Annotated in this window: 16 protein-coding genes; 6 read left to right on the top strand and 10 right to left on the bottom strand. The window is 70.3% G+C overall.

What is annotated here, in order from left to right; all coding sequences use genetic code 11:
* Window positions 1-36: 36 nt before the first annotated feature.
* Genes BN940_RS02255 through BN940_RS19375 form a run of 3 tightly spaced genes read right to left on the bottom strand, consistent with a single transcriptional unit; the run spans window position 37 to window position 2,455 of the window.
* A complete protein-coding gene (locus BN940_RS02255) occupies window positions 37-1,737 on the bottom strand; it encodes a cbb3-type cytochrome c oxidase subunit I (RefSeq protein ID WP_043679686.1) in 1,701 nt (566 codons plus the stop codon).
* A gap of 13 nt (window positions 1,738-1,750) precedes the next feature.
* On the bottom strand, window positions 1,751-2,290 hold the full coding sequence (locus BN940_RS02250) for a cupredoxin domain-containing protein (protein ID WP_043679684.1): 540 nt from the start codon (window positions 2,288-2,290) through the stop codon (window positions 1,751-1,753).
* 9 nt (window positions 2,291-2,299) lie between these two features.
* Window positions 2,300-2,455, bottom strand: a complete 156-nt coding sequence (locus BN940_RS19375; protein WP_170288503.1) for a hypothetical protein — start codon at window positions 2,453-2,455, stop codon at window positions 2,300-2,302.
* A 281-nt stretch (window positions 2,456-2,736) separates the two neighbouring features.
* On the opposite strand from BN940_RS19375, the gene BN940_RS02245 reads away from it, so the two are divergent.
* Window positions 2,737-3,609, top strand: coding sequence for a COX15/CtaA family protein (locus tag BN940_RS02245; RefSeq protein ID WP_052355537.1), 873 nt, complete (start codon window positions 2,737-2,739; stop codon window positions 3,607-3,609).
* Between the two features lie 43 nt (window positions 3,610-3,652).
* Here BN940_RS02245 and BN940_RS02240 read toward each other — a convergent pair whose 3' ends face one another.
* The 3 genes from BN940_RS02240 to BN940_RS02230 are packed head-to-tail and all read right to left on the bottom strand — an operon-like array spanning window position 3,653 to window position 9,362.
* Window positions 3,653-5,116: an efflux transporter outer membrane subunit gene (locus BN940_RS02240; RefSeq protein ID WP_043679682.1), complete on the bottom strand. Its 1,464-nt coding sequence runs from the start codon at window positions 5,114-5,116 to the stop codon at window positions 3,653-3,655.
* Window positions 5,113-8,244, bottom strand: a complete 3,132-nt coding sequence (locus BN940_RS02235; protein WP_052355536.1) for an efflux RND transporter permease subunit — start codon at window positions 8,242-8,244, stop codon at window positions 5,113-5,115. Before BN940_RS02235 ends, BN940_RS02240 begins: the two co-directional genes overlap by 4 nt.
* Window positions 8,241-9,362: an efflux RND transporter periplasmic adaptor subunit gene (locus tag BN940_RS02230; protein WP_052355535.1), complete on the bottom strand. Its 1,122-nt coding sequence runs from the start codon at window positions 9,360-9,362 to the stop codon at window positions 8,241-8,243. Before BN940_RS02230 ends, BN940_RS02235 begins: the two co-directional genes overlap by 4 nt.
* A gap of 280 nt (window positions 9,363-9,642) precedes the next feature.
* Here BN940_RS02230 and BN940_RS02225 point away from each other — a divergent pair, with 280 nt between their 5' ends.
* Window positions 9,643-10,317 (top strand): TetR/AcrR family transcriptional regulator, encoded by a 675-nt coding sequence (locus tag BN940_RS02225; protein WP_043685550.1) that lies wholly within the window; start codon window positions 9,643-9,645, stop codon window positions 10,315-10,317.
* A 163-nt stretch (window positions 10,318-10,480) separates the two neighbouring features.
* Here BN940_RS02225 and metK read toward each other — a convergent pair whose 3' ends face one another.
* Window positions 10,481-11,644, bottom strand: coding sequence for a methionine adenosyltransferase (gene metK / locus BN940_RS02220; RefSeq protein ID WP_043679679.1), 1,164 nt, complete (start codon window positions 11,642-11,644; stop codon window positions 10,481-10,483).
* A gap of 286 nt (window positions 11,645-11,930) precedes the next feature.
* Here metK and BN940_RS02215 point away from each other — a divergent pair, with 286 nt between their 5' ends.
* Together BN940_RS02215 and BN940_RS02210 are read left to right on the top strand one after the other, a co-directional pair.
* Complete coding sequence (locus BN940_RS02215) at window positions 11,931-12,803, top strand: lysophospholipid acyltransferase family protein (protein WP_043679676.1); 873 nt, start codon at window positions 11,931-11,933, stop codon at window positions 12,801-12,803.
* A gap of 41 nt (window positions 12,804-12,844) precedes the next feature.
* Window positions 12,845-13,735: a lysophospholipid acyltransferase family protein gene (locus BN940_RS02210; protein ID WP_043685548.1), complete on the top strand. Its 891-nt coding sequence runs from the start codon at window positions 12,845-12,847 to the stop codon at window positions 13,733-13,735.
* Window positions 13,736-13,893: 158 nt separating this feature from the next.
* On the opposite strand, the gene BN940_RS02205 is transcribed toward BN940_RS02210, so the two are convergent.
* From BN940_RS02205 to BN940_RS18190, 3 genes are all read right to left on the bottom strand, one after another.
* A complete protein-coding gene (locus BN940_RS02205; RefSeq protein WP_043679673.1) occupies window positions 13,894-14,349 on the bottom strand; it encodes a DUF2442 domain-containing protein in 456 nt (151 codons plus the stop codon).
* Window positions 14,346-14,579 carry a DUF4160 domain-containing protein gene (locus BN940_RS18195; RefSeq protein WP_084330457.1) on the bottom strand — a complete coding sequence of 78 codons (234 nt, stop codon included), beginning with the start codon at window positions 14,577-14,579 and terminating at the stop codon, window positions 14,346-14,348. The genes BN940_RS02205 and BN940_RS18195 overlap by 4 nt, the downstream gene beginning before the upstream one ends.
* Before the next feature lie 461 nt (window positions 14,580-15,040).
* Window positions 15,041-15,337: a helix-turn-helix transcriptional regulator gene (locus BN940_RS18190; RefSeq protein WP_242404252.1), complete on the bottom strand. Its 297-nt coding sequence runs from the start codon at window positions 15,335-15,337 to the stop codon at window positions 15,041-15,043.
* Between the two features lie 190 nt (window positions 15,338-15,527).
* Here BN940_RS18190 and dapF point away from each other — a divergent pair, with 190 nt between their 5' ends.
* Together dapF and BN940_RS02190 are read left to right on the top strand one after the other, a co-directional pair.
* Complete coding sequence (dapF, locus tag BN940_RS02195; protein WP_043679669.1) at window positions 15,528-16,400, top strand: diaminopimelate epimerase; 873 nt, start codon at window positions 15,528-15,530, stop codon at window positions 16,398-16,400.
* A gap of 34 nt (window positions 16,401-16,434) precedes the next feature.
* The gene (locus tag BN940_RS02190; RefSeq protein ID WP_043679667.1) at window positions 16,435-17,115 is read left to right on the top strand and encodes a DUF484 family protein; all 681 of its coding nucleotides are present in this window, start codon (window positions 16,435-16,437) and stop codon (window positions 17,113-17,115) included.
* Window positions 17,116-17,119: the final 4 nt, after the last annotated feature.

Here is a 17,119-nt window from a genome sequence, read left to right as displayed (position 1 = left end):
CGGACCCCACTTATCTTCCCCGGTGCGCCCCGCGCGTCAACTCAGGCCCCACAGCTGGCTCAGGTACTTCCAGTTGACGAAGTAGTAGAGCACGAAGGCCAGCAGGAAGACCATGGCCAGGACGAAGGTGCCGGGCGCCACGAAGCCCGCCGAACCGTAGGTCTGGGCCGCGAGGGTCGGCGCGGCGCGCTGGACCGGCGTGAAATGGGGGCTGACCGCGCCGGTGTCGAGCCGCTTGCCGAACAGCAGGGAGCCGATCACCAGGTAGACGAAGAGCGCGCCGCCGATGATGGCCACGACCCCGCCGATGCCCACCAGCCCCATCATCAGGTAGGCCGCGCCCGGCCATTCGTAGGCCAGCGCATGGCCGTTGAAGGCCATGTCCCAGTGGCGGCGGGATACGCCCAGCGTGCCGGCGCCCATCATCACGAGGCAGAAGAAGTACATCGCGAAGCCGAAGAGGTAGGGCTGGATGCGCGCCAGGTCGGGCGAGATGATCTCGCGCCGGAACAGCACCGGAATCAGGAAGTAGGTCAGGCCCATGAAGGTCAGAGTGGAGCCGATGACGACGGTGGCGTGGAAGTGGCCGGGCACGTAGATGGTGTTGTGGATGAGCAGGTTGAGCTGCTCGGTGCCCATCATCACCCCCGAGATGCCGCCCAGGAAGCCGAAGCCGACCAGCGAGATGAAGACGCTGGAGAATACGGGATTGCCCCAGGGCGCCTTGCGCAGCCATTCAAACAGGCCCTTGTTGAAGCCCCGGGCGCGCTGCGCGACTTCCATGGCGCCGGGAATCGACAGGGCGTGGATCATCGAGGCCAGCACGGCGAAATACATGAAGTAGCTGGTGTTGACGATCTTCCATTCGGTGCTGACGCCCGGGTCGGCCAGGATGTGGTGGGCGCTGGCGAGCTGCAGGAACAGGATGTACAGCAGGAAGGCGCCGCGGCTGACGCGCTCGGACATGGGCTTGGCGCCGAAGGCGATGGCCGCCACGGCATACCAGATCGAGATGTGGGTCGCCACGTTGATCTGCTGGGACGAGTGGCCCAGCGCCCACCAGATCACCCGGTACACCAGCGGATCGACGTTCTGCAGCAGACCGATGGACATGAAGAAGGTCGGGATCAGGATGATGGCGCCCGACAGCAGGGTGAAGACGGCGATGATCGCCGCCGTCATGGCGCCGAACGTGACCAGCGGGACCGAGCCTTCGTAGGTCTTTTCCCGCTTGGCGACGACCATCGTGCCGAAGAACACGCCGCAGGCGATCAGCGCGCCGACGGCGAACACGATCAGCCCGAGATAGAACGACCAATGGGCCATCATCGGCACATAGGAGGTCATCATCACGCTGGAATCGCCCCGGAACACGGCGATGTTGTTGACCACCGCGCCGACGAGCATGAGCGCGTAGGCGAGCCAGGCGATGCGCGGGGTGGCGATGCGGCAGCGCAGCAGGGTCGAGGAGGCGAAATACAGTACCGCGATCTCGAAGAAGATCATCCAGTAGATCAGCATGTCCAGGCCGTGCGCCGTGAGCACCATGTAGAAGGTGTCGGCGGACAGCCAGTGCACGGCGGGCCAGCGGGTGAGCACCACGCCGATGGCCAGCAGGCCGCCGACGAGCAGCGCCAAGATGGCCGTGACGGCGTTGATCTTGATGAGTTTTTCAGCCTGGTCCTCGAACTGCAGACCCGAGCGCGGACACGTGCGATAAGTGGTATGAGTGGCCATGTCGATCCCTGTTTTACTTGACGTACAGGCGGCTCACCATCTCGTGGTGGCCGATGCCGCAATACTCATTGCACACGATGGAGAAGGTGCCGGACTCGGTCGGCGTGACCTTGATCACGTGCTCGTAGCCGGGCACCACCTGGATGTTCATGTTGACGGGCTGCAGCGAGAAGCCGTGGTTGTAGTCCATCGCGGTCAGGTGCAGCTTGTAGGTCTTGCCCTTTTCCAGTTCCAGGATCGGCCACCAGCTCCACAGCCGGGCGATCAGGTAGATGTCGGAGCCTTCGGGCGGCGCGACCACGGGGATTTTCTGTTCGGTTTCGGTGCGGACCGTCCATTTGTCCACGAAGGCCTGCGTCTGGGCCATGAATTTCGCGGGATTGGTCTTGTAGGTTTCGGTCGCCAGGTTCTGCTTGCCGTAGACGTGCCAGAACACCATCATGAAGAACATGATCATGCACCAGATGAAGGCGATGATGATCCAGGTGGCTTCGAGGCGGTCGAGCGGGTGCTTCCACCACAGCCGTTCCGAGGGGGGCAGGATTGCGCTCATGGTGCTTCCTTATTTGGCTGCGGGAATCGTCAGGATGTCGATGAAGCCCCATAGGTTGTAGATGACCATGGGGATGACCACACCTAGAAACAGCAATAGAAAGGGGCTGTCCAGCAATTGCTGGATGAGCGGCACTTTTTCGTCTTCGTCGTCATGGTGATCCATGGCTGTTCTCCTCTCGTGAAACCTCCCGGGGCTTTTTATTGGGGGATGGAATGGAAGCCCGGTACAAATCTATTTCAGAGTGTTGTGATTGTCCGGACCCGCAGAAACCGGCGCCATGATCCAGATCAATTTTCAGGGATGAGCCCGGGGTTTTACGCAAATAGTCCGCCGGCGCGCCGCCAAAGGATGTGAAAATGCCGCACGGCCCGTCCGAGGACGCCCGAAAAGGCCGGCGCCCGCGGCGCCGGAACATCCCCATCCCCATTCGAGAAGCCGCAGGAATGAGCGAACTTGCCCCCCTCCCAGGCCGCACGCCTTCCCGCCCGGCCGGCCGGCTGATGCTGCTGCGCGGCATGGCCTGGACCTGCGCCGTGCTGGTGCTCGTCATCATCGGCCTGAGCGCCCACATCCGCCTGACCCGCACCGCTCCGGCCTGCGAGCCCTGGCCCCAGTGCCAGGACTCGCTGTCGCAGGCGCCGCGCGCGCAGCCGCCCGCCGGCGCGCGCGAGCCTTCGCCGGCCGTGCGCATGGCGCACCGCGTGACCGCCTCGGCGACCCTGCTGCTGGTGCTGGCCATGCTGGCGACCACCCTGAGCGCGCGCCCCGCCCTGCGGGCCGAAGGCCGGCTGGTCCTGGGCATGCTGGGCCTGACGCTGTTTCTCGCGGTGCTCGGGCGCTGGGGAGGATCGTCGCTGCACCCGGCCGTGACGCTGGGCAACCTGCTCGGGGGCTTCTGTCTGTTCGCCCTGGGCACGCGGCTGGCGCGCACCGCGACGCCCACGCCCACGCCCGCGGGAAGCGGCGGCCAGGGCGGCCGGGACGGCCAGGCGCCGCCGCGGCGCTGGGTGCGGCCCGCGATCCTGCTGGTGCTGGCGCAGATCGCCCTGGGCAGCCTGATGGGCGCGGACATCGCCTGGCTGCAGACGACGCACCGCGTCACCGGGCTGGCGCTGGTGGCGCTGCTGCTGACGCTGTCCTGGCGCGTCCGGCGCCAGGGCGGCCGCGCCCTCGCCGCCGCGCTGGCGGTCCTGCCCGTGCTGCTGGCGATACTGGGGCTGGCGCTCACGGCGCCCGCTCCGCCGCTGGCGCTGATCCTGGCGCACAATCTCTGCGCCGCGCTGCTGCTCGCGGCGCTGGCGGGAATCAGGCGCTAGGGGCCGTCCGGCGCGCCCACGGGCCGCGGCCCCGCCGCCCGCCTCACGGCGCCGCGGACGGCGCCGCGCCCATGGCGTGGAAGAGGCGCGCGGCCTCCAGCAGCCGCTGCGCGCGCACGTCCAGGGCGTCCAGTTCCGCCAGCTCCGCCTGGCGGCCGGCCGCGCGGGCGGCCGACGGCGGCACCGCGCCCAGCGCCGCGCGCCGGGCGGCATCGGCGGCGGCGCCCCGGGCCGCCCCGGCGGCCGCGTCCCCGGCGGCCTGCGCGGCGCCCGCCTGCTCCAGCGAGGCCAGCGCATCGGCCACCTCGCGGAAGGCGGCCAGCACCGTGCTCCGGTAATCGTCCTCGGCCGCCGCGTAGGCGCGCAGGCTGGCGCGCTGCTGCGCCCGCAGGGCGCCGCCATGGAACAGCGGCGCCGTCAGGCCGCCCGCGAGGCTCCACAGGGCGCCCTCGGGCGACAGCGCGGCCGGCCAGTCGTAGCCGCCGCGCCCCATGGCCGCCGTCAGCGTCAGGCTGGGGAACAGGTCGGCGCGCGCCGCGCCCGCGTCGTGGGCCGCCGCGGCGAGCGCCGCCCGCGCCGCCTGGACGTCGGGCCGCGCGGCCAGCAGCGCGGAAGGCACCAGCACGGGGATGCGCGCGGGCAGGCGCAGCCGCTCGAAGGGGATGGCCTCGGGCGCCCGGTCGGGCGTGCGCCCGAGCAGCACGGCCAGGGCATGCCGGAGCGTGAGCGCCTGCGCCCGCAGGCCCGGGATCTGCGCCGCCACGGCCTCGGCCTGGCGGCGCGCGTCCAACACGGCGGCGCGCGGCGCGGCGCCCAGGGCCTGGCGGCGGGCGGACTCCGCCGCGTCGCGCCGCAGGCCGTCGGCCACGGACGCCAGGATGCGCAGGCGCGCCTGCAGCACGGACAGGGTCAGCGCGCCGGACACCACGTTCGCCGCCAGCGCTTCGCGGGCGGCGCGCCACTGGGCCGCACGCTGCTCCACCCGCTCGGCCAGGGCTCGGTTGCGCTCGCGGATCGAGCCGAACAGGTCGAAGGTGTAGCGGACCTGGGCCTGGCCGACGAAGGTGTCGTAGAGCGAGGTGCGGGGCAGCTCGGGCAGGGGCGGCGGCAGTTCCAGCGGCAGGCCGAGCGCGCGCTGGCGCGCCGCCTGGGCGCCCAGGTCGACCGAGGGCAGTTCCGTGGCGCCGACCTGCGCCCGCAGGACCTCGCGCGCCGCCTCCAGACGCCCGCGCGCGGCGGCCAGGTCGGGATTGGCCGCGCGCGCTTCGGCCACCAGCGCATCCAGCTCGGGCGCGCCGAACGTCGTCCACCAGGACGCCTCGGGCGCCTGCGCCGCCACCAGTTCGGGACCGTCCGCCGGCGCGGCATCCGGCGGCGGGCCCGCGACGTAGCGCGCCGGTTCGGGCACGGCCGGCGGCCGCCCCGAAGGCCCCAGGGCGCAGCCCGCCAGGCCCAGGCTCGACGCCAGGCCCAGCACGGCCGCCGCCCTCGTCAGCCGGCCGTTCATGGCGCTTCTCCCGCGGGGCGGCCCGCGTCCCCGCCCTCATCCCCGTCCCGGACCCGGAACATCAGCGCGTACAGGGCCGGCAGCACGAAGACCGTGAGCACGGTGGCGCTGGTGATGCCGCCCATCAGGGCGGTGGCCATGGGGCCGAAGAAGTCGCTGCGCAGCAGCGGGATCAGCGCCAGCACGGCGGCCGCCGCCGTCAGCGTGATGGGGCGGAAGCGCCGCACGGTCGCGTCCACGATGGCGTCGATGCGGCGATGGCCGGCCGCGATGTCCTGCTCGATCTGGTCCACCAGGATCACCGAATTGCGCATGATGATGCCGAACATGGCGATCACGCCCAGCAGGGCGACGAAGCCGAAGGGCTTGCCGAAGATCAGCAGCGCGAGGACCACGCCGATCAGCCCCAGCGGCGCGGTCAGGACCACCAGCACCACCCGGGAGAAGCGCTGCAGCTGGATCATCAGCAGGGTCAGCACGGCCACGACCAGCACCGGAGTCTGGGCGTTGATCGACGCCTGCGCCTTGGCGCTGCTTTCCACCGCGCCGCCGACCTCGATGCGGTAGCCGACCGGCAGGCCGGCGCGGATGTCGGCGAGCCGCGCGTCCACGGCCCGCGTCAGGTCGATGCCTTCGACGCCCGGCGCCACCTCGGCGCGCACGGTGATCGTGGGCTGCCGGTCGCGCTCCCAGACGATGGCGTGCTCCAGCCCCTCGCGCATCCCGCCCAGCGCCTCCAGGGGTACGGCGCCGCGCGGCGAGGGCAGGGCCAGATGCGCCAGGGCCGCGGGATCGCCGCGCTCGGGCTCGGGCGCGCGCAGGTCGATGCGGATCAGGCGGTCGCCCTCGCGGTACTGCGACACGGGCCGGCCCGACAGGGTCATGGCGAGGAAATCCGCGACGTCGCGCGAGGCGATGCCCAGCCGCTGCGCGGCCTGCTGATCGACCTCGAAATGCGACACGCGCGCCGAGGGCTCGTCCCAGTCGAACTGCGTGTTGCGGGCGCGGGGATCGGCGCGCAGCACGGCCGCCACGGCCTCCGCCGCCTGGCGCACGCGCGGGACGTCGTCGCCGCTGACGCGGAACTGGACCGGGAAGCCGACGGGCGGACCCGACTCCAGGCGCGACACCCGCCCACGCACGGCCGGGAATTCCGTGCGCAGCGCCGATTCCAGCCAGGGCTTGAGCGCTTCCCGGTCCTCGATGGACTTCGCCGTGACGACATACTGCGCGAAGTTCGGCGACGGCAGCTGCTCGTCCAGCGGCAGGTAGAAGCGCGGCGCGCCGGTGCCCACGAAGCCCACGGCGCGCGCCACCTCGGCGCGTCCGTCCAGCAGCGCCTCCAGGCGCTTCGCCTGCGCCAGCGTCGCCTCGAACGAGGCGCTTTCGCGCAGCCGCAGGTCCACCAGCAGCTCCGGCCGGGCCGAGTCGGGGAAGAACTGCTGCGGCACCAGCCGGAAGGCCGCCAGCGCGGCCACGAACAGCGCCAGCGTCACGGCGACGACGCCGCCGCGGCGGCGCACACAGGCATGCAGCCAGCGCCGCAGCCGGCGGTAGAAGGGCGAATCGTAGAGGTCGCGCGCCGCGGCGCCGTCCGCCGGCGCGGGATGCGCGTGCGGCCGCAGCAGGGCGTGGCCCAGCAGCGGGATCAGGATCACGGCGGCCAGCCAGGACACCAGCAGCGAGATGGCCGACACCTGGAAGATCGAGCGCGTGTATTCCCCGGTGTTCGAGCGCGCCAGGGCGATCGGCAGGAAGCCCGCGACCGTGACCAGGGTGCCCGTCAGCATGGGAAACGCCGTGCTGGTGTAGGCGAAGGCCGCCGCGCTCAGCCGGTCCCAGCCCTGCTCCAGCTTCACGGCCATCATCTCGACCGCGATGATGGCGTCGTCCACCAGCAGGCCCAGCGCCAGGATCAGGGTCCCCAGGGACACCTTGTGCAGCCCGATGCCCATCCAGTCCATGGCCAGCGCCGTCAGCGCCAGCACCACGGGGATCGAGATCACCACCACCATGCCGGTGCGCAGTCCCAGCGACACCAGGCTGACCAGCAGCACGATGGCCACGGCCTCGCCCACGGCGCGCAGGAATTCGTCGACCGAGGCCGTCACGGCGTCGGGCATGCTGGCGACTTCTTCCAGCGACAGGCCGGTCGGCAGCCGCTCCCGCAGGCCGGCCACCGCGTCGCGCAGCTGCCGCCCCAGGTCCACCACGTCGTAGCCTTCGGCGGCGGTCACGCCGATGCCCAGCACCGGCCGCCCGGCATGCCGCATCTGCGTGGACGGCGGCTGCGCCGCGCCGCGCCGGATCTCGGCGATGTCGCCCAGGCGCACCAGCCGGTCGCCGGCGGGCACCAGCGTGTCGGCCAGGTCCTCCAGGCTGTGAAACTGCCCGGTGGGACGCACGTACAGCCGGTCGGACGCGGTGGATACCACGCCGGGGTCGGCCACGGCGTTGCGCGCGGCGATCGCCTGACTGATGCGCGCGGGCGTCAGGCCCGATTGCGCCATCACGGCGTTGGGAATGCGGACCTCGATGCGCTCTTCCTGGTCGCCGAAATAATCGACCTTGGCCACGCCCGGCACCCGCAGCAGCACGGTGCGCAGGATGTCGGCCTGGTCGCGCAGCTGCGCCGGCGTGTAGCCGTCGCCCGCCAGCGCGTAGATGTTGGTGTACACGTCGCCGAATTCGTCGTCGAAGAACGGCCCGGCCACGCCGGCGGGCAGTTCGGCGGCCAGGTCGCCGATCTTCTTGCGCACCTGGTACCACTCGTCGGGCACCTTGCGGGCATCCACGGCCTCGCTCATGAAATAGAAGATCGTGGACTGGCCCGGCCGCGAATAGCTGGCGGTGTAGTCGCGGTGCGGCATTTCCTGCAGCTTGCGTTCGATGCGGTCGGTGACCTGCTCGCGCACCTGCTCGGCCGTGGCGCCGGGCCACAGGGTCTGGACCACCATGACGCGGAAGGTGAAGGGCGGATCCTCGGACTGCGCCAGGCGCAGGCCCGCCAGCGTGCCGGCCACCACCATGACCGCGATCAGGTAGATCACCAGCGAGCGATGCAGGATCGCCCAGCGCGACAGGTTGAATCCCCCGTCCGCCGGATGGGCCCCGGACGGCCCGCTCACCGGCCGCCTCCGGCCGGCGCGGCGGCATGGGGCCGGTAGGGCACGGCCTGGACGCGCTGGCCTTCGGACACCGTGTGCGCACCCTGGGCGAGCACGATCTGGCCGGGCTCGATGCCGGCCGCGACCGTCACGGTGTCGGCGCCATAGGCGGCGACCTCGACCGGCCGCAGGGCCAGCGCGCCCCCGGCGCCCACGACCCAGACCGCCGGCCCGTCTCCCCGATGGAACAGCGCCGTGGCGGGCAGGGTGTAGCGGGGCGCGCCGGCCGCGGGCGCCCGGAAGCGGACCGTGGCCGTCATCCCCAGGCGCAGCGCCGGGTCCGCCGCGTCGAGCCGCAGCTTCACCCGGAAACCGAGGCTCGCCGGATCGGCGGCCCGGGCGACTTCCCGCACGCGGGCGGGCAGCCGCACGCCCGGAAGCGCCATCGGCTCGACCTCGGCCGCCTGGCCAGGCCCGATCCCCGCCACGCGGCGTGCGGGCAGGTCGGCGACGGCCTCCAGGCCGTCTCCCCAGGCCAGGGTGTACACGGGCTGGCCCGCCGCGACGTTCTGGCCCGTCCCGGCCTGCTCGGCGACGATCACGCCGTCGTGGCCGGCGGCCAGCCGCGTGTAGGCCATCTGGTCGCGCGCCCGCGCCAGGGCCTGGCGGGCCTGTTCGTACTGCGCCCGCGCCTGGGCCAGCTGGGCGCGCGTCTGTTCCGCCTGGGCCTGGGCGATCAGCCCCTCGCGCCCCTGGGCCTGGTCGCGCCGCCCCTGCCGCTCGGCCACGTCCAGCGCTTCGCGCGCGGCCTGATGGGCGGCCTGGGCCGCCGCCAGGTTCTGGCGCCAGAGTTCGGGATCGAGTTCCGCCAGGAGCTGCCCGGCGCGCACGGCGTCGCCCAGCCCCGCGTGGCGCTGCAGGATCAGCCCCGCCTGCCGGAACGACAGCGGCATGGATTCGGGCGCGGCGATCACGCCCGGCGCGGTCCAGACGGCGGGGTCCGCATCGGGCCGGACCTCGACCGTCGGCGCCGGACGCGGCGGCGGCTCGGCCTGCTCGCGCGCGCCGCAGGCGGACAGGGCCGCGCAGACGGCGATCAGGACCAGACGGTACGGCGGACGGGCGAGGATGTCTTTCATGTGCGTCCCAGCGAGCGACGGCCGGGCAACCCGGCGAACGGCCCCGGCCCGCGCGCTCGCCGGCCGTCATGCCGACGGGGAGTTTATTTCAATACAATATCGAATTCAAATACATTGATGTATTTGAAGCGCAGGAGCCGACGGGTAGGTGCCGGAGCGCGGGGGCCGGAGCGCGGACGCCGAAGCGCAGAGGCCGGGGCGGGATGCGGACACGGGGATGCAGGCGCGCCCGGATCCGCGCATGCGCGGACCCACGGTTTGTTCCTACAATCCGGACATCATGAAGACGAAAATCCGCCTGACCCGCGAGCAGAGCCGGGCACAGACCCGGCAGCGGCTGCTCGACGCAGCGCGCACCCTGTTCGCCGCGCAGGGCTACGCGGCCACCAGCGTCGAGCAGATCGCGCTGGAGGCCGGCTACACCCGGGGCGCCTTCTATTCCAATTTCCGGGACAAGACGGGCATCTTCCTGACGCTGCTGCGGTGCGAGCACGAACGCATCATGGCGGAACTGCAGGCGCTGCTGGACGCGCCCGCCCCCGAAAGCCAGGCAAGCCCGCCGCACCGGGACCTGCTGGAATCGCGGCTGCTGGCGCACTACGCGCGGCTGCAGCTGGATTCCCAGCGGCTGGCGCTGATGCTGGAGGCGCGGCTGCACGCGGCGCGGGACGCGGCCTTCGAGCCGCATTTCCGCCGCTTCCGGGAGGATCTGCTGGAGGCCGTGGGCCGCTACGCCCGGACCTTCGCGCAACGCGCCGGGCTGGCGCTGTCCATGAGTCCGGAAGACCTGGCCTTCGGCTTCGTGGCGCTGTGCGACGGCTGTGCGCTGCACCGGCTGGCGGGCAGCCCGCCGGGCGACGAGGACATCGAACGCATCCTGCGCGCCTTCATGAAGCGGATGGCGTTCGAGCCGCCCGGGCCGTCCCGATCCTCCGAACCGCCCGGGTCGCCCTAACAGTCGGGATTGCTCCGACCGTCCGGACCGCCCGAGCCGTCCGCGTCCCGAGGGAGGGGCGGCCGCCCCGGCGCGGAGATGCGCCGGGCGCACCCAGGAAAACGGCCCGCCGGAGCGGGCCGTGCGGGCCGTGTGCCGCGAACCGTACTGCCGGCCGCCGTCCTCAGGCCGCGGCTTTCAGGATCTGCACCTTGTCGGTGGCTTCCCAGCTGAATTCCGGCTCGCTGCGGCCGAAATGGCCGTAGGCGGCGGACTTGGAATAGATGGGGCGCAGCAGGTCGAGCATGTTGATGATGCCCTTGGGGCGCAGGTCGAAGTGCTCGCGCACCAGGCGCGCGATCTGCTCGTCGGGGATCACGCCCGTGCCTTCGGTGTAGACCGTGATGTTGATCGGCTCGGCCACCCCGATGGCGTAGCTGACCTGCACCTGGCACTGGCGCGCCAGGCCGGCGGCGACGATGTTCTTGGCCACGTAGCGCGCGGCGTAGGCGGCGGACCGGTCGACCTTGGACGGGTCCTTGCCGGAGAACGCGCCGCCGCCGTGCGGGCAGGCGCCGCCGTAGGTGTCGACGATGATCTTGCGGCCCGTCAGGCCGCAGTCGCCCTGCGGCCCGCCGATGACGAACTTGCCGGTGGGATTGATCAGGAACCGGGTCTTGTCCGTGAGCAGGCCGTCGGCGAAGACCGGGCGGATGATGTGCTCGATGGCGGCGTCGCGGATCTCGGCCTGGGAGATGTCGGGATGGTGCTGGGTGGACAGCACCACGGTATCGACCTCGGCCGGCTTGCCGTCGACGTAGCGGAAGGTGACCTGCGATTTCGCGTCCGGGCGCAGCCACGGCAGGCGGCCGTCCTTGCGCAGTTCGGCCTGGCGCTGCACGATGCGGTGCGCGTACCAGATCGGCGCGGGCATCAGGTCGGGGGTTTCGTCGCAGGCGTAGCCGAACATCAGGCCCTGGTCGCCGGCGCCCTGGTTCAGGATTTCTTCCGGCGAGCGGTCCACGCCCTGGGCGATGTCGGGGGACTGCTTGTCGTAGGCGACCAGCACCGCGCAGCCCTTGTAGTCGATGCCGTAGTCGGTGTTGTCGTAGCCGATGCGGCGGATCGTGTCGCGCGCGACCTGGATGTAATCCACGTTGGCGGTCGAGGTGATCTCGCCGGCCAGCACGACCAGGCCGGTGTTGCAGAGGGTTTCGGCGGCGACGCGGGAATTCGGGTCCTGTTCGAGCAGCGCATCGAGGATGGCGTCGGAGATCTGGTCGGCGACCTTGTCGGGGTGCCCTTCGGAAACGGATTCGGAGGTAAAGAGAAAATCGTTGTTTGCCACAGCGATGCGTCCTGTAAAAACGCCGGGGTCCGCCGGCGCGAGGTTGAACGAAACGCGTTGCACCTCTTCAGGATATCGGGGCGCGACGCTTTAGCGGAAATGAGCCCGGCCGGATCGGGCCGCCGGGTGATCGCTCCGCAAGTTGTCGGTTAACTCAGCGATCCCGGCCATTTTAAGCGAAAATGGAAACCGTCCGAAAGAAAGCATATTCCCCGGTGTGGTGTTTGCCCGGCCCGCGCATCCGCGGACCGGGCGGCGCGCCGGAGCCAGACCGCCTCTCCATTTCATGCCGCTGTCCCTCGTCCGCCTGCTGGCCGCGCTGCCCCTGTCCTGGCTCCAGGCCATCGGCCGGCTGCTCGGCACGGCCGTCTACCTGTTCCCCGGCCGCTACCGCCGCCGCCTGCGGGCTAACGCCGCCCAGGCGGGCTATGCCGACCCCGCCTTCGCCCGCCGCGCGGCCGCCGAATCCGGCGCCATGATCCTGGAGATCCCCAAGGTCTGGTGGCGCACGCCGCAGTGCCTGGCCCTGACGGGCGGCGACCAGGAATCCGTGGTGCGCGAGGCCCTGGCCGAAGGCCGGGGCGTGCTGTACCTGACACCCCACCTGGGCTGCTTCGAGATCACCGCGCGCCACCTGACGCAATACGGCCCGCTGACGGTGATGTTCCGCCCTTCGCGCAGCCCGCTGCTGGACCCCATCGTCGAATCCGCGCGCGACATGCACAATCTGCGCGCCGTGCCGGCCAACCGCAACGGCGTGCGCGAATTCGTGCGCGCCCTCAAGCGCGGCGAGGCCGTGGGCATGCTGCCCGACCAGGTGCCACGCGAAGGCGACGGCGTCTGGCTGCCCTTCTTCGGCCGCCACGCCCTGACCATGACCCTGGCCGCGCGCCTCGCCCTGCAGACAGGCGTGGCCGTGATCCTGACCGCCGGCGAGCGCCTGCCGGGCGGGCGCGGCTGGCGCATCCACTACCTGCGCCTGTCCGAGCCGCTGCCCGACGACCCCACTGCGCTGGCCGCCGCCATCAACCAGGCGATGGAGGCCCTGATCCGGCGCTTCCCGGAGCAGTACCTGTGGAGCTACAACCGCTACAAGCAGCCGGACGATGCGCCGCCCCACCCCGGCGAATCCGCGCCGGCGCCCCATGAACCGGCCTGAGCGTGCGGCCCGCGCCGCCGCCCTTCCCCGCTTTCCCGACCATGGCTTTCGATAAAAAACCCCTGCTGCGCGCCGTCCTGGGCCATTTCGGCCGCTGCTCCACCGCCGCGCGGCTGCGCTGGGGACGCTTCCTGGGGTGGCTCACGCCCCGCCTGCTGCGCTCGCGCGCCCACATCGTCCGGGTGAACCTGGAACGCTGCTTTCCCGGCCTGTCGCCGTCCGAGCGCGACGCCCTGGCGCGCCGCCATTTCCGTCTGCTGGCCCAGTCCTTCGTCGACCGGGGCCTGTGCTGGTTCGGCGCGCCCGAGCGCATCATGAACACGGTGGAACTGCACGGCGAGCACCACCTGCAGGCGCTGCTGGACCAGGGGCGCCGCATCCTGATGTTCGCGCCGCACTTCATCGCCCTGGACGCCGCGGCCACGCGCCTGACCCTGTTCCTGAAGGAGTCGGCCACGCTGTACACGCGCCAGAGCGACGCCGACGTGGACGAGATCGTGCGCCTGGGGCGCGGGCGCTTCAACCAGGTGCACCTGGTCAGCCGCCACGACGGCGTGCGCGGCCTGATCCGGCACCTGCGCAAGGGCATCCCCGTGTACTACCTGCCGGACATGGACTTCGGCCGCCAGGGCAGCGCCTTCATTCCCTTCTTCGGCGTGCCCGCCGCCACCCTGCTGTCGGCCGCGCAGATCGCCGCCGCCTGGGACGCCGTGGTGGTGCCGGTCATCAGCCGCCTGGATCCCGAGACGGGCCGCTACCGGGTGGACGTCGGCCCGCCCGTGGAGGACTTCCCCGGCGACGACGGCCCCGAGGCCGCCACCGCCCGCCTGAACACCCTGATCGAGGACGAGGTCCGCCGCGATCCGGCGCAGTACTACTGGGTGCACCGGAGGTTCAAGACGCGGCCGGAGGGGGAGAAGGGGTTCTATTGACCCATCCTCATGGACGTTACATCATATGAAAAATGGTAACGTCTTCTGAGGGAAATGCAAGGTCATGCGGTCCGGCCGCGATGCAAACAATGTCTCGGACAAACTCAAGTCGGCCAGATCGCGCTCCGCAGGGGCGCGTGGATTGAAACCTGTGGATGTCAGGCATGCCCACCCTTGGGAGCATGGTTTTTGCTTCGCTCAACCTCAAGCCATTTACATGCCAGCCCGACCACCTTGGGGATTGGCTTGCTGCCGGTGCGGTAGTGGGCGATCATGCGCCGGGTCATGCCCAGTGTTTCGGCGGCACCGCTCAGTGATAGGTCATTGCGTTGCATCCAGGCGTTGAACTCCGACGCCGTGGGCAGCCCGGCTTGTTCTCGGCCAAGCTCGTACAGGCGGTCGGCGCCCATATCGAGCCCATCTGGCCAGTCCAGGCCGTGGCCCCAGTCGTCGCGTTGCATCTTTGCGAAGAACTCGTCGTTTCGCAGCGCATCGAAGGGTGGGTTGGCGAGATCGGACAGATCGACGCGCAGGGTTTCACCGGTGCTCCAGTCGATCTCTACGGTCAAGGGGCCGACGATGCGGGCGTCCTTGATGTTCGGTGGGGTTTTCATGGATTCAGCCTCCGGTATTCGGTCATGTATTTCGTGGTGTTTTCCTGAATGTCTTCGAGAGCAGGAATCAGTCGCTTTGCCGGGGTGACGCCACCCGCCAGGACTCGGCACGTTTCGATGGACACCGATACCCGGCTACCGTCGCGAAATTCGACATGGACATGAGGAACGCCGTGCTCGTTGCCATTGATACGGATACGCCAGTCGTCGTGTGGTGGATAGGTCGTCATAGGCGTATAGTAGTGTAATTATTACACTATATCAAGATGGCCGGAGCGTTTCCTGTCTCAGCGGCATTCGGAGGGTTACTGTCGAATGTGCGCCGGGTCGGCGGCTTCGGCGGGGCCTGCGTCTGCGCCTGGGGCCATGTAACAGGCGCAGGCTGATCACAGGGAAGGGCGGCGTATTCGCGCCGCCCTCGTTCTTCATGCGCGACTATCCTCTGTGCCTTTTTGATACGGGGGTGGTGACGATGGGCGCTGCGAATCAGATTTCGACGCAGAGGTTTCCCTTTGGGCGGGACATGGTGTTTGCCGCCTTTGTCCGGTCGGTGAGGGCGTGCGGATATGACCTGGAAAGCGCCGACGAGTATGAGAAAGTCCAGGCCCGCATGGTCAAGAGCGCCAATACGACCTATCGGGGGATCACCGAGACGAGGGAGGGCGATCCTATATTGCCCTTCCCAGGGGCGTCAGAAGTCCAGTTGCTCCAGCGTGACACCCATCGCAGCGGCAATGCGCTCCCGGATCGCTTTCTTGGGCTTGGCGTCTGGCGCTTCCATTGCAGCATAGCTTGGCTGGCGAATCTCCAGGCGTCGCGCCATTTCGGTTTGCGTCAGGCCCAGATGCTCACGCCAGGCGCGAATCACGCTCCAGTCGTTCTTCACGGATAGGCGCATGACTTCGTGAGGCGTTGTGCGATCGGCGGGGATGCGGCCAGCGGGCTTTTGCCCGCCGGTGAGCTTGATGTATTCGTCGTAGGGCAGCACAACGAAGGCCGGCTTGGTGTGAAGCGCGCTCCGCAGGGGCGCGTGGATTGAAACGCGTCGACACCCTGCTCGCGGTGGAGCCGTTCTGATTGCGCTTCATAGGAGCGCACAGATCGAAACACGCCGGGACGCTTCCCCGCGATCCAGTGCGCATCGAGCGGCCCGGCGTGTTTGAGAGGATAATGCTGCGATGATCTGGAACTTCACCAAAATGCACGGCGCGGGCAACGATTTCGTCGTCCTGGACGGCGTGCGCCAGTCCATCGAACTCACGCCCGATCGCGTCCGGGCGCTGGCCGACCGCCATCGCGGCGTCGGCGCCGACCAGATCCTGCTGGTCGAAGACCCCCTGCATCCGGACGCGGACTTCCGCTACCGGATCTTCAATGCCGACGGCGGCGAGGTCGAGCACTGCGGCAACGGCGCGCGCTGCTTCGTGCGCTTCGTGCACGAGCAGGGCCTGTCGCGGCGCAATCCGCTGCGCGCCGAGATCGCCACGGGGCTGATCGTGCTGCACGAGGCCGACGACGGCCAGGTGAGCGTGGACATGGGCCGCACCGCCTTCGCGCCCGCGGACCTGGCTTTCGATCCCGCCGGCCTGGAAACCCGCGCCTGCGGCGGCGACACCCTGTACCGCCTGGACCTGCCGCCCGAGGCGGGCGAGGCCTGGTGCTCGCTGGTGGCGATCTCCAACCCCCACGCCGTGGTCCAGGTGGACGACGCGGACGCGCATCCCGTCGCCCGGATCGGGCCGGCGATCGAATCCCATCCCCGCTTCGCCCAGCGCGTCAATGCGGGCTTCATGCAGGTGATCGACCGCCACCACATCCGCCTGCGGGTCTACGAACGCGGCGCGGGCGAAACGCTGGCCTGCGGCACCGGCGCCTGCGCCGCTGCCGTGGCCGGCATCCGACGCGGCCTGCTGGACAGCCCGGTGCGGGTGGACACGCGCGGCGGAGTCCTGCGGATCGAATGGGACGGCCAGGTCCTGCGCATGCAGGGGCCGGCGACCACGGTATTCCATGGCCGGATCGACATCGACGCGCTGGTCGCGTCCTTCTGACCGGCCGCGCCTTCTTGACTGACGGAAAGCCCACATGACACAGGACGCATTCACCGCCCAGGACGTGGCGGACTACCTCAGCCGCAACCCCGATTTCTTCGAGACGCACGCCGACGTCTTCGCTTCGCTGAGCGTGCCCCACCCGCACCAGGCCCGCGCGATCTCGCTGGGCGAGCGGCAGATCCTGACGCTGCGCGCGCGCGTCAAGGAACACGAGCACCGGCTGATGCAGCTGCTGCACAATGCCGGCGGCAACGAGCGCATCAACCAGTCGCTCATGCAGTGGTGCGCGCGCATGCTGGCCGAGCCCGACGCCAGCCGCATCCCGGCCCACATCATCCGCAGCCTGTCGGACCAGTTCGACCTGAGCGCCATCGCCCTGCGGGTCTGGGACCTGCCCGCGCTGGCGGACAGCGAATTCGCCCAGGATGTGGACGCCGGCATCCGCGCCTACGCCGAGAGCCTGGCGCAGCCCTACTGCGGCCCGCTCAAGGACCAGGAGCCCGCCCGCTGGCTGGCGTCCGAGCCCGCCTCGCTGGCGATCCTGCCCCTGCGCACGCTGAACGGCGCCGCGCCGGTCGGCCTGCTGGTCCTGGGCTCGGACGACGCCGGGCGCTTCACGCCCGACATGGGCACGGCCTTCCTGTCGCTGATCGCCTCGCTGGCGGGCGCGGCCCTGGGACGGCTGGCCCGCACGGCGCCCGAGGCGGCCTGAGCGG

The organism is Castellaniella defragrans 65Phen (assembly GCF_000612685.1).
Taxonomy (GTDB): Bacteria; Pseudomonadota; Gammaproteobacteria; order Burkholderiales; family Burkholderiaceae_B; genus Castellaniella; species Castellaniella defragrans.
Note: the sequence above shows the minus strand (reverse complement) of the source record. Positions and strands in the feature narration are given on the sequence as shown.

Excerpts from the sequence above, each read along its gene's own strand:
- BN940_RS02255 (WP_043679686.1), bottom strand. The coding sequence starts at position 1,737 with ATGGCCACTCATACCACTTATCGCACGTGTCCGCGCTCGGGTCTGCAG.
- BN940_RS02250 (WP_043679684.1), bottom strand. The coding sequence starts at position 2,290 with ATGAGCGCAATCCTGCCCCCCTCGGAACGGCTGTGGTGGAAGCACCCG.
- BN940_RS19375 (WP_170288503.1), bottom strand. The coding sequence starts at position 2,455 with ATGGATCACCATGACGACGAAGACGAAAAAGTGCCGCTCATCCAGCAA.
- BN940_RS02245 (WP_052355537.1), top strand. The coding sequence starts at position 2,737 with ATGAGCGAACTTGCCCCCCTCCCAGGCCGCACGCCTTCCCGCCCGGCC.
- BN940_RS02240 (WP_043679682.1), bottom strand. The coding sequence starts at position 5,116 with ATGAACGGCCGGCTGACGAGGGCGGCGGCCGTGCTGGGCCTGGCGTCG.
- BN940_RS02230 (WP_052355535.1), bottom strand. The coding sequence starts at position 9,362 with ATGAAAGACATCCTCGCCCGTCCGCCGTACCGTCTGGTCCTGATCGCC.
- BN940_RS02225 (WP_043685550.1), top strand. The coding sequence starts at position 9,643 with ATGAAGACGAAAATCCGCCTGACCCGCGAGCAGAGCCGGGCACAGACC.
- BN940_RS02215 (WP_043679676.1), top strand. The coding sequence starts at position 11,931 with ATGCCGCTGTCCCTCGTCCGCCTGCTGGCCGCGCTGCCCCTGTCCTGG.
- BN940_RS02210 (WP_043685548.1), top strand. The coding sequence starts at position 12,845 with ATGGCTTTCGATAAAAAACCCCTGCTGCGCGCCGTCCTGGGCCATTTC.
- BN940_RS02205 (WP_043679673.1), bottom strand. The coding sequence starts at position 14,349 with ATGAAAACCCCACCGAACATCAAGGACGCCCGCATCGTCGGCCCCTTG.
- BN940_RS18195 (WP_084330457.1), bottom strand. The coding sequence starts at position 14,579 with ATGACGACCTATCCACCACACGACGACTGGCGTATCCGTATCAATGGC.
- dapF (WP_043679669.1), top strand. The coding sequence starts at position 15,528 with ATGATCTGGAACTTCACCAAAATGCACGGCGCGGGCAACGATTTCGTC.
- BN940_RS02190 (WP_043679667.1), top strand. The coding sequence starts at position 16,435 with ATGACACAGGACGCATTCACCGCCCAGGACGTGGCGGACTACCTCAGC.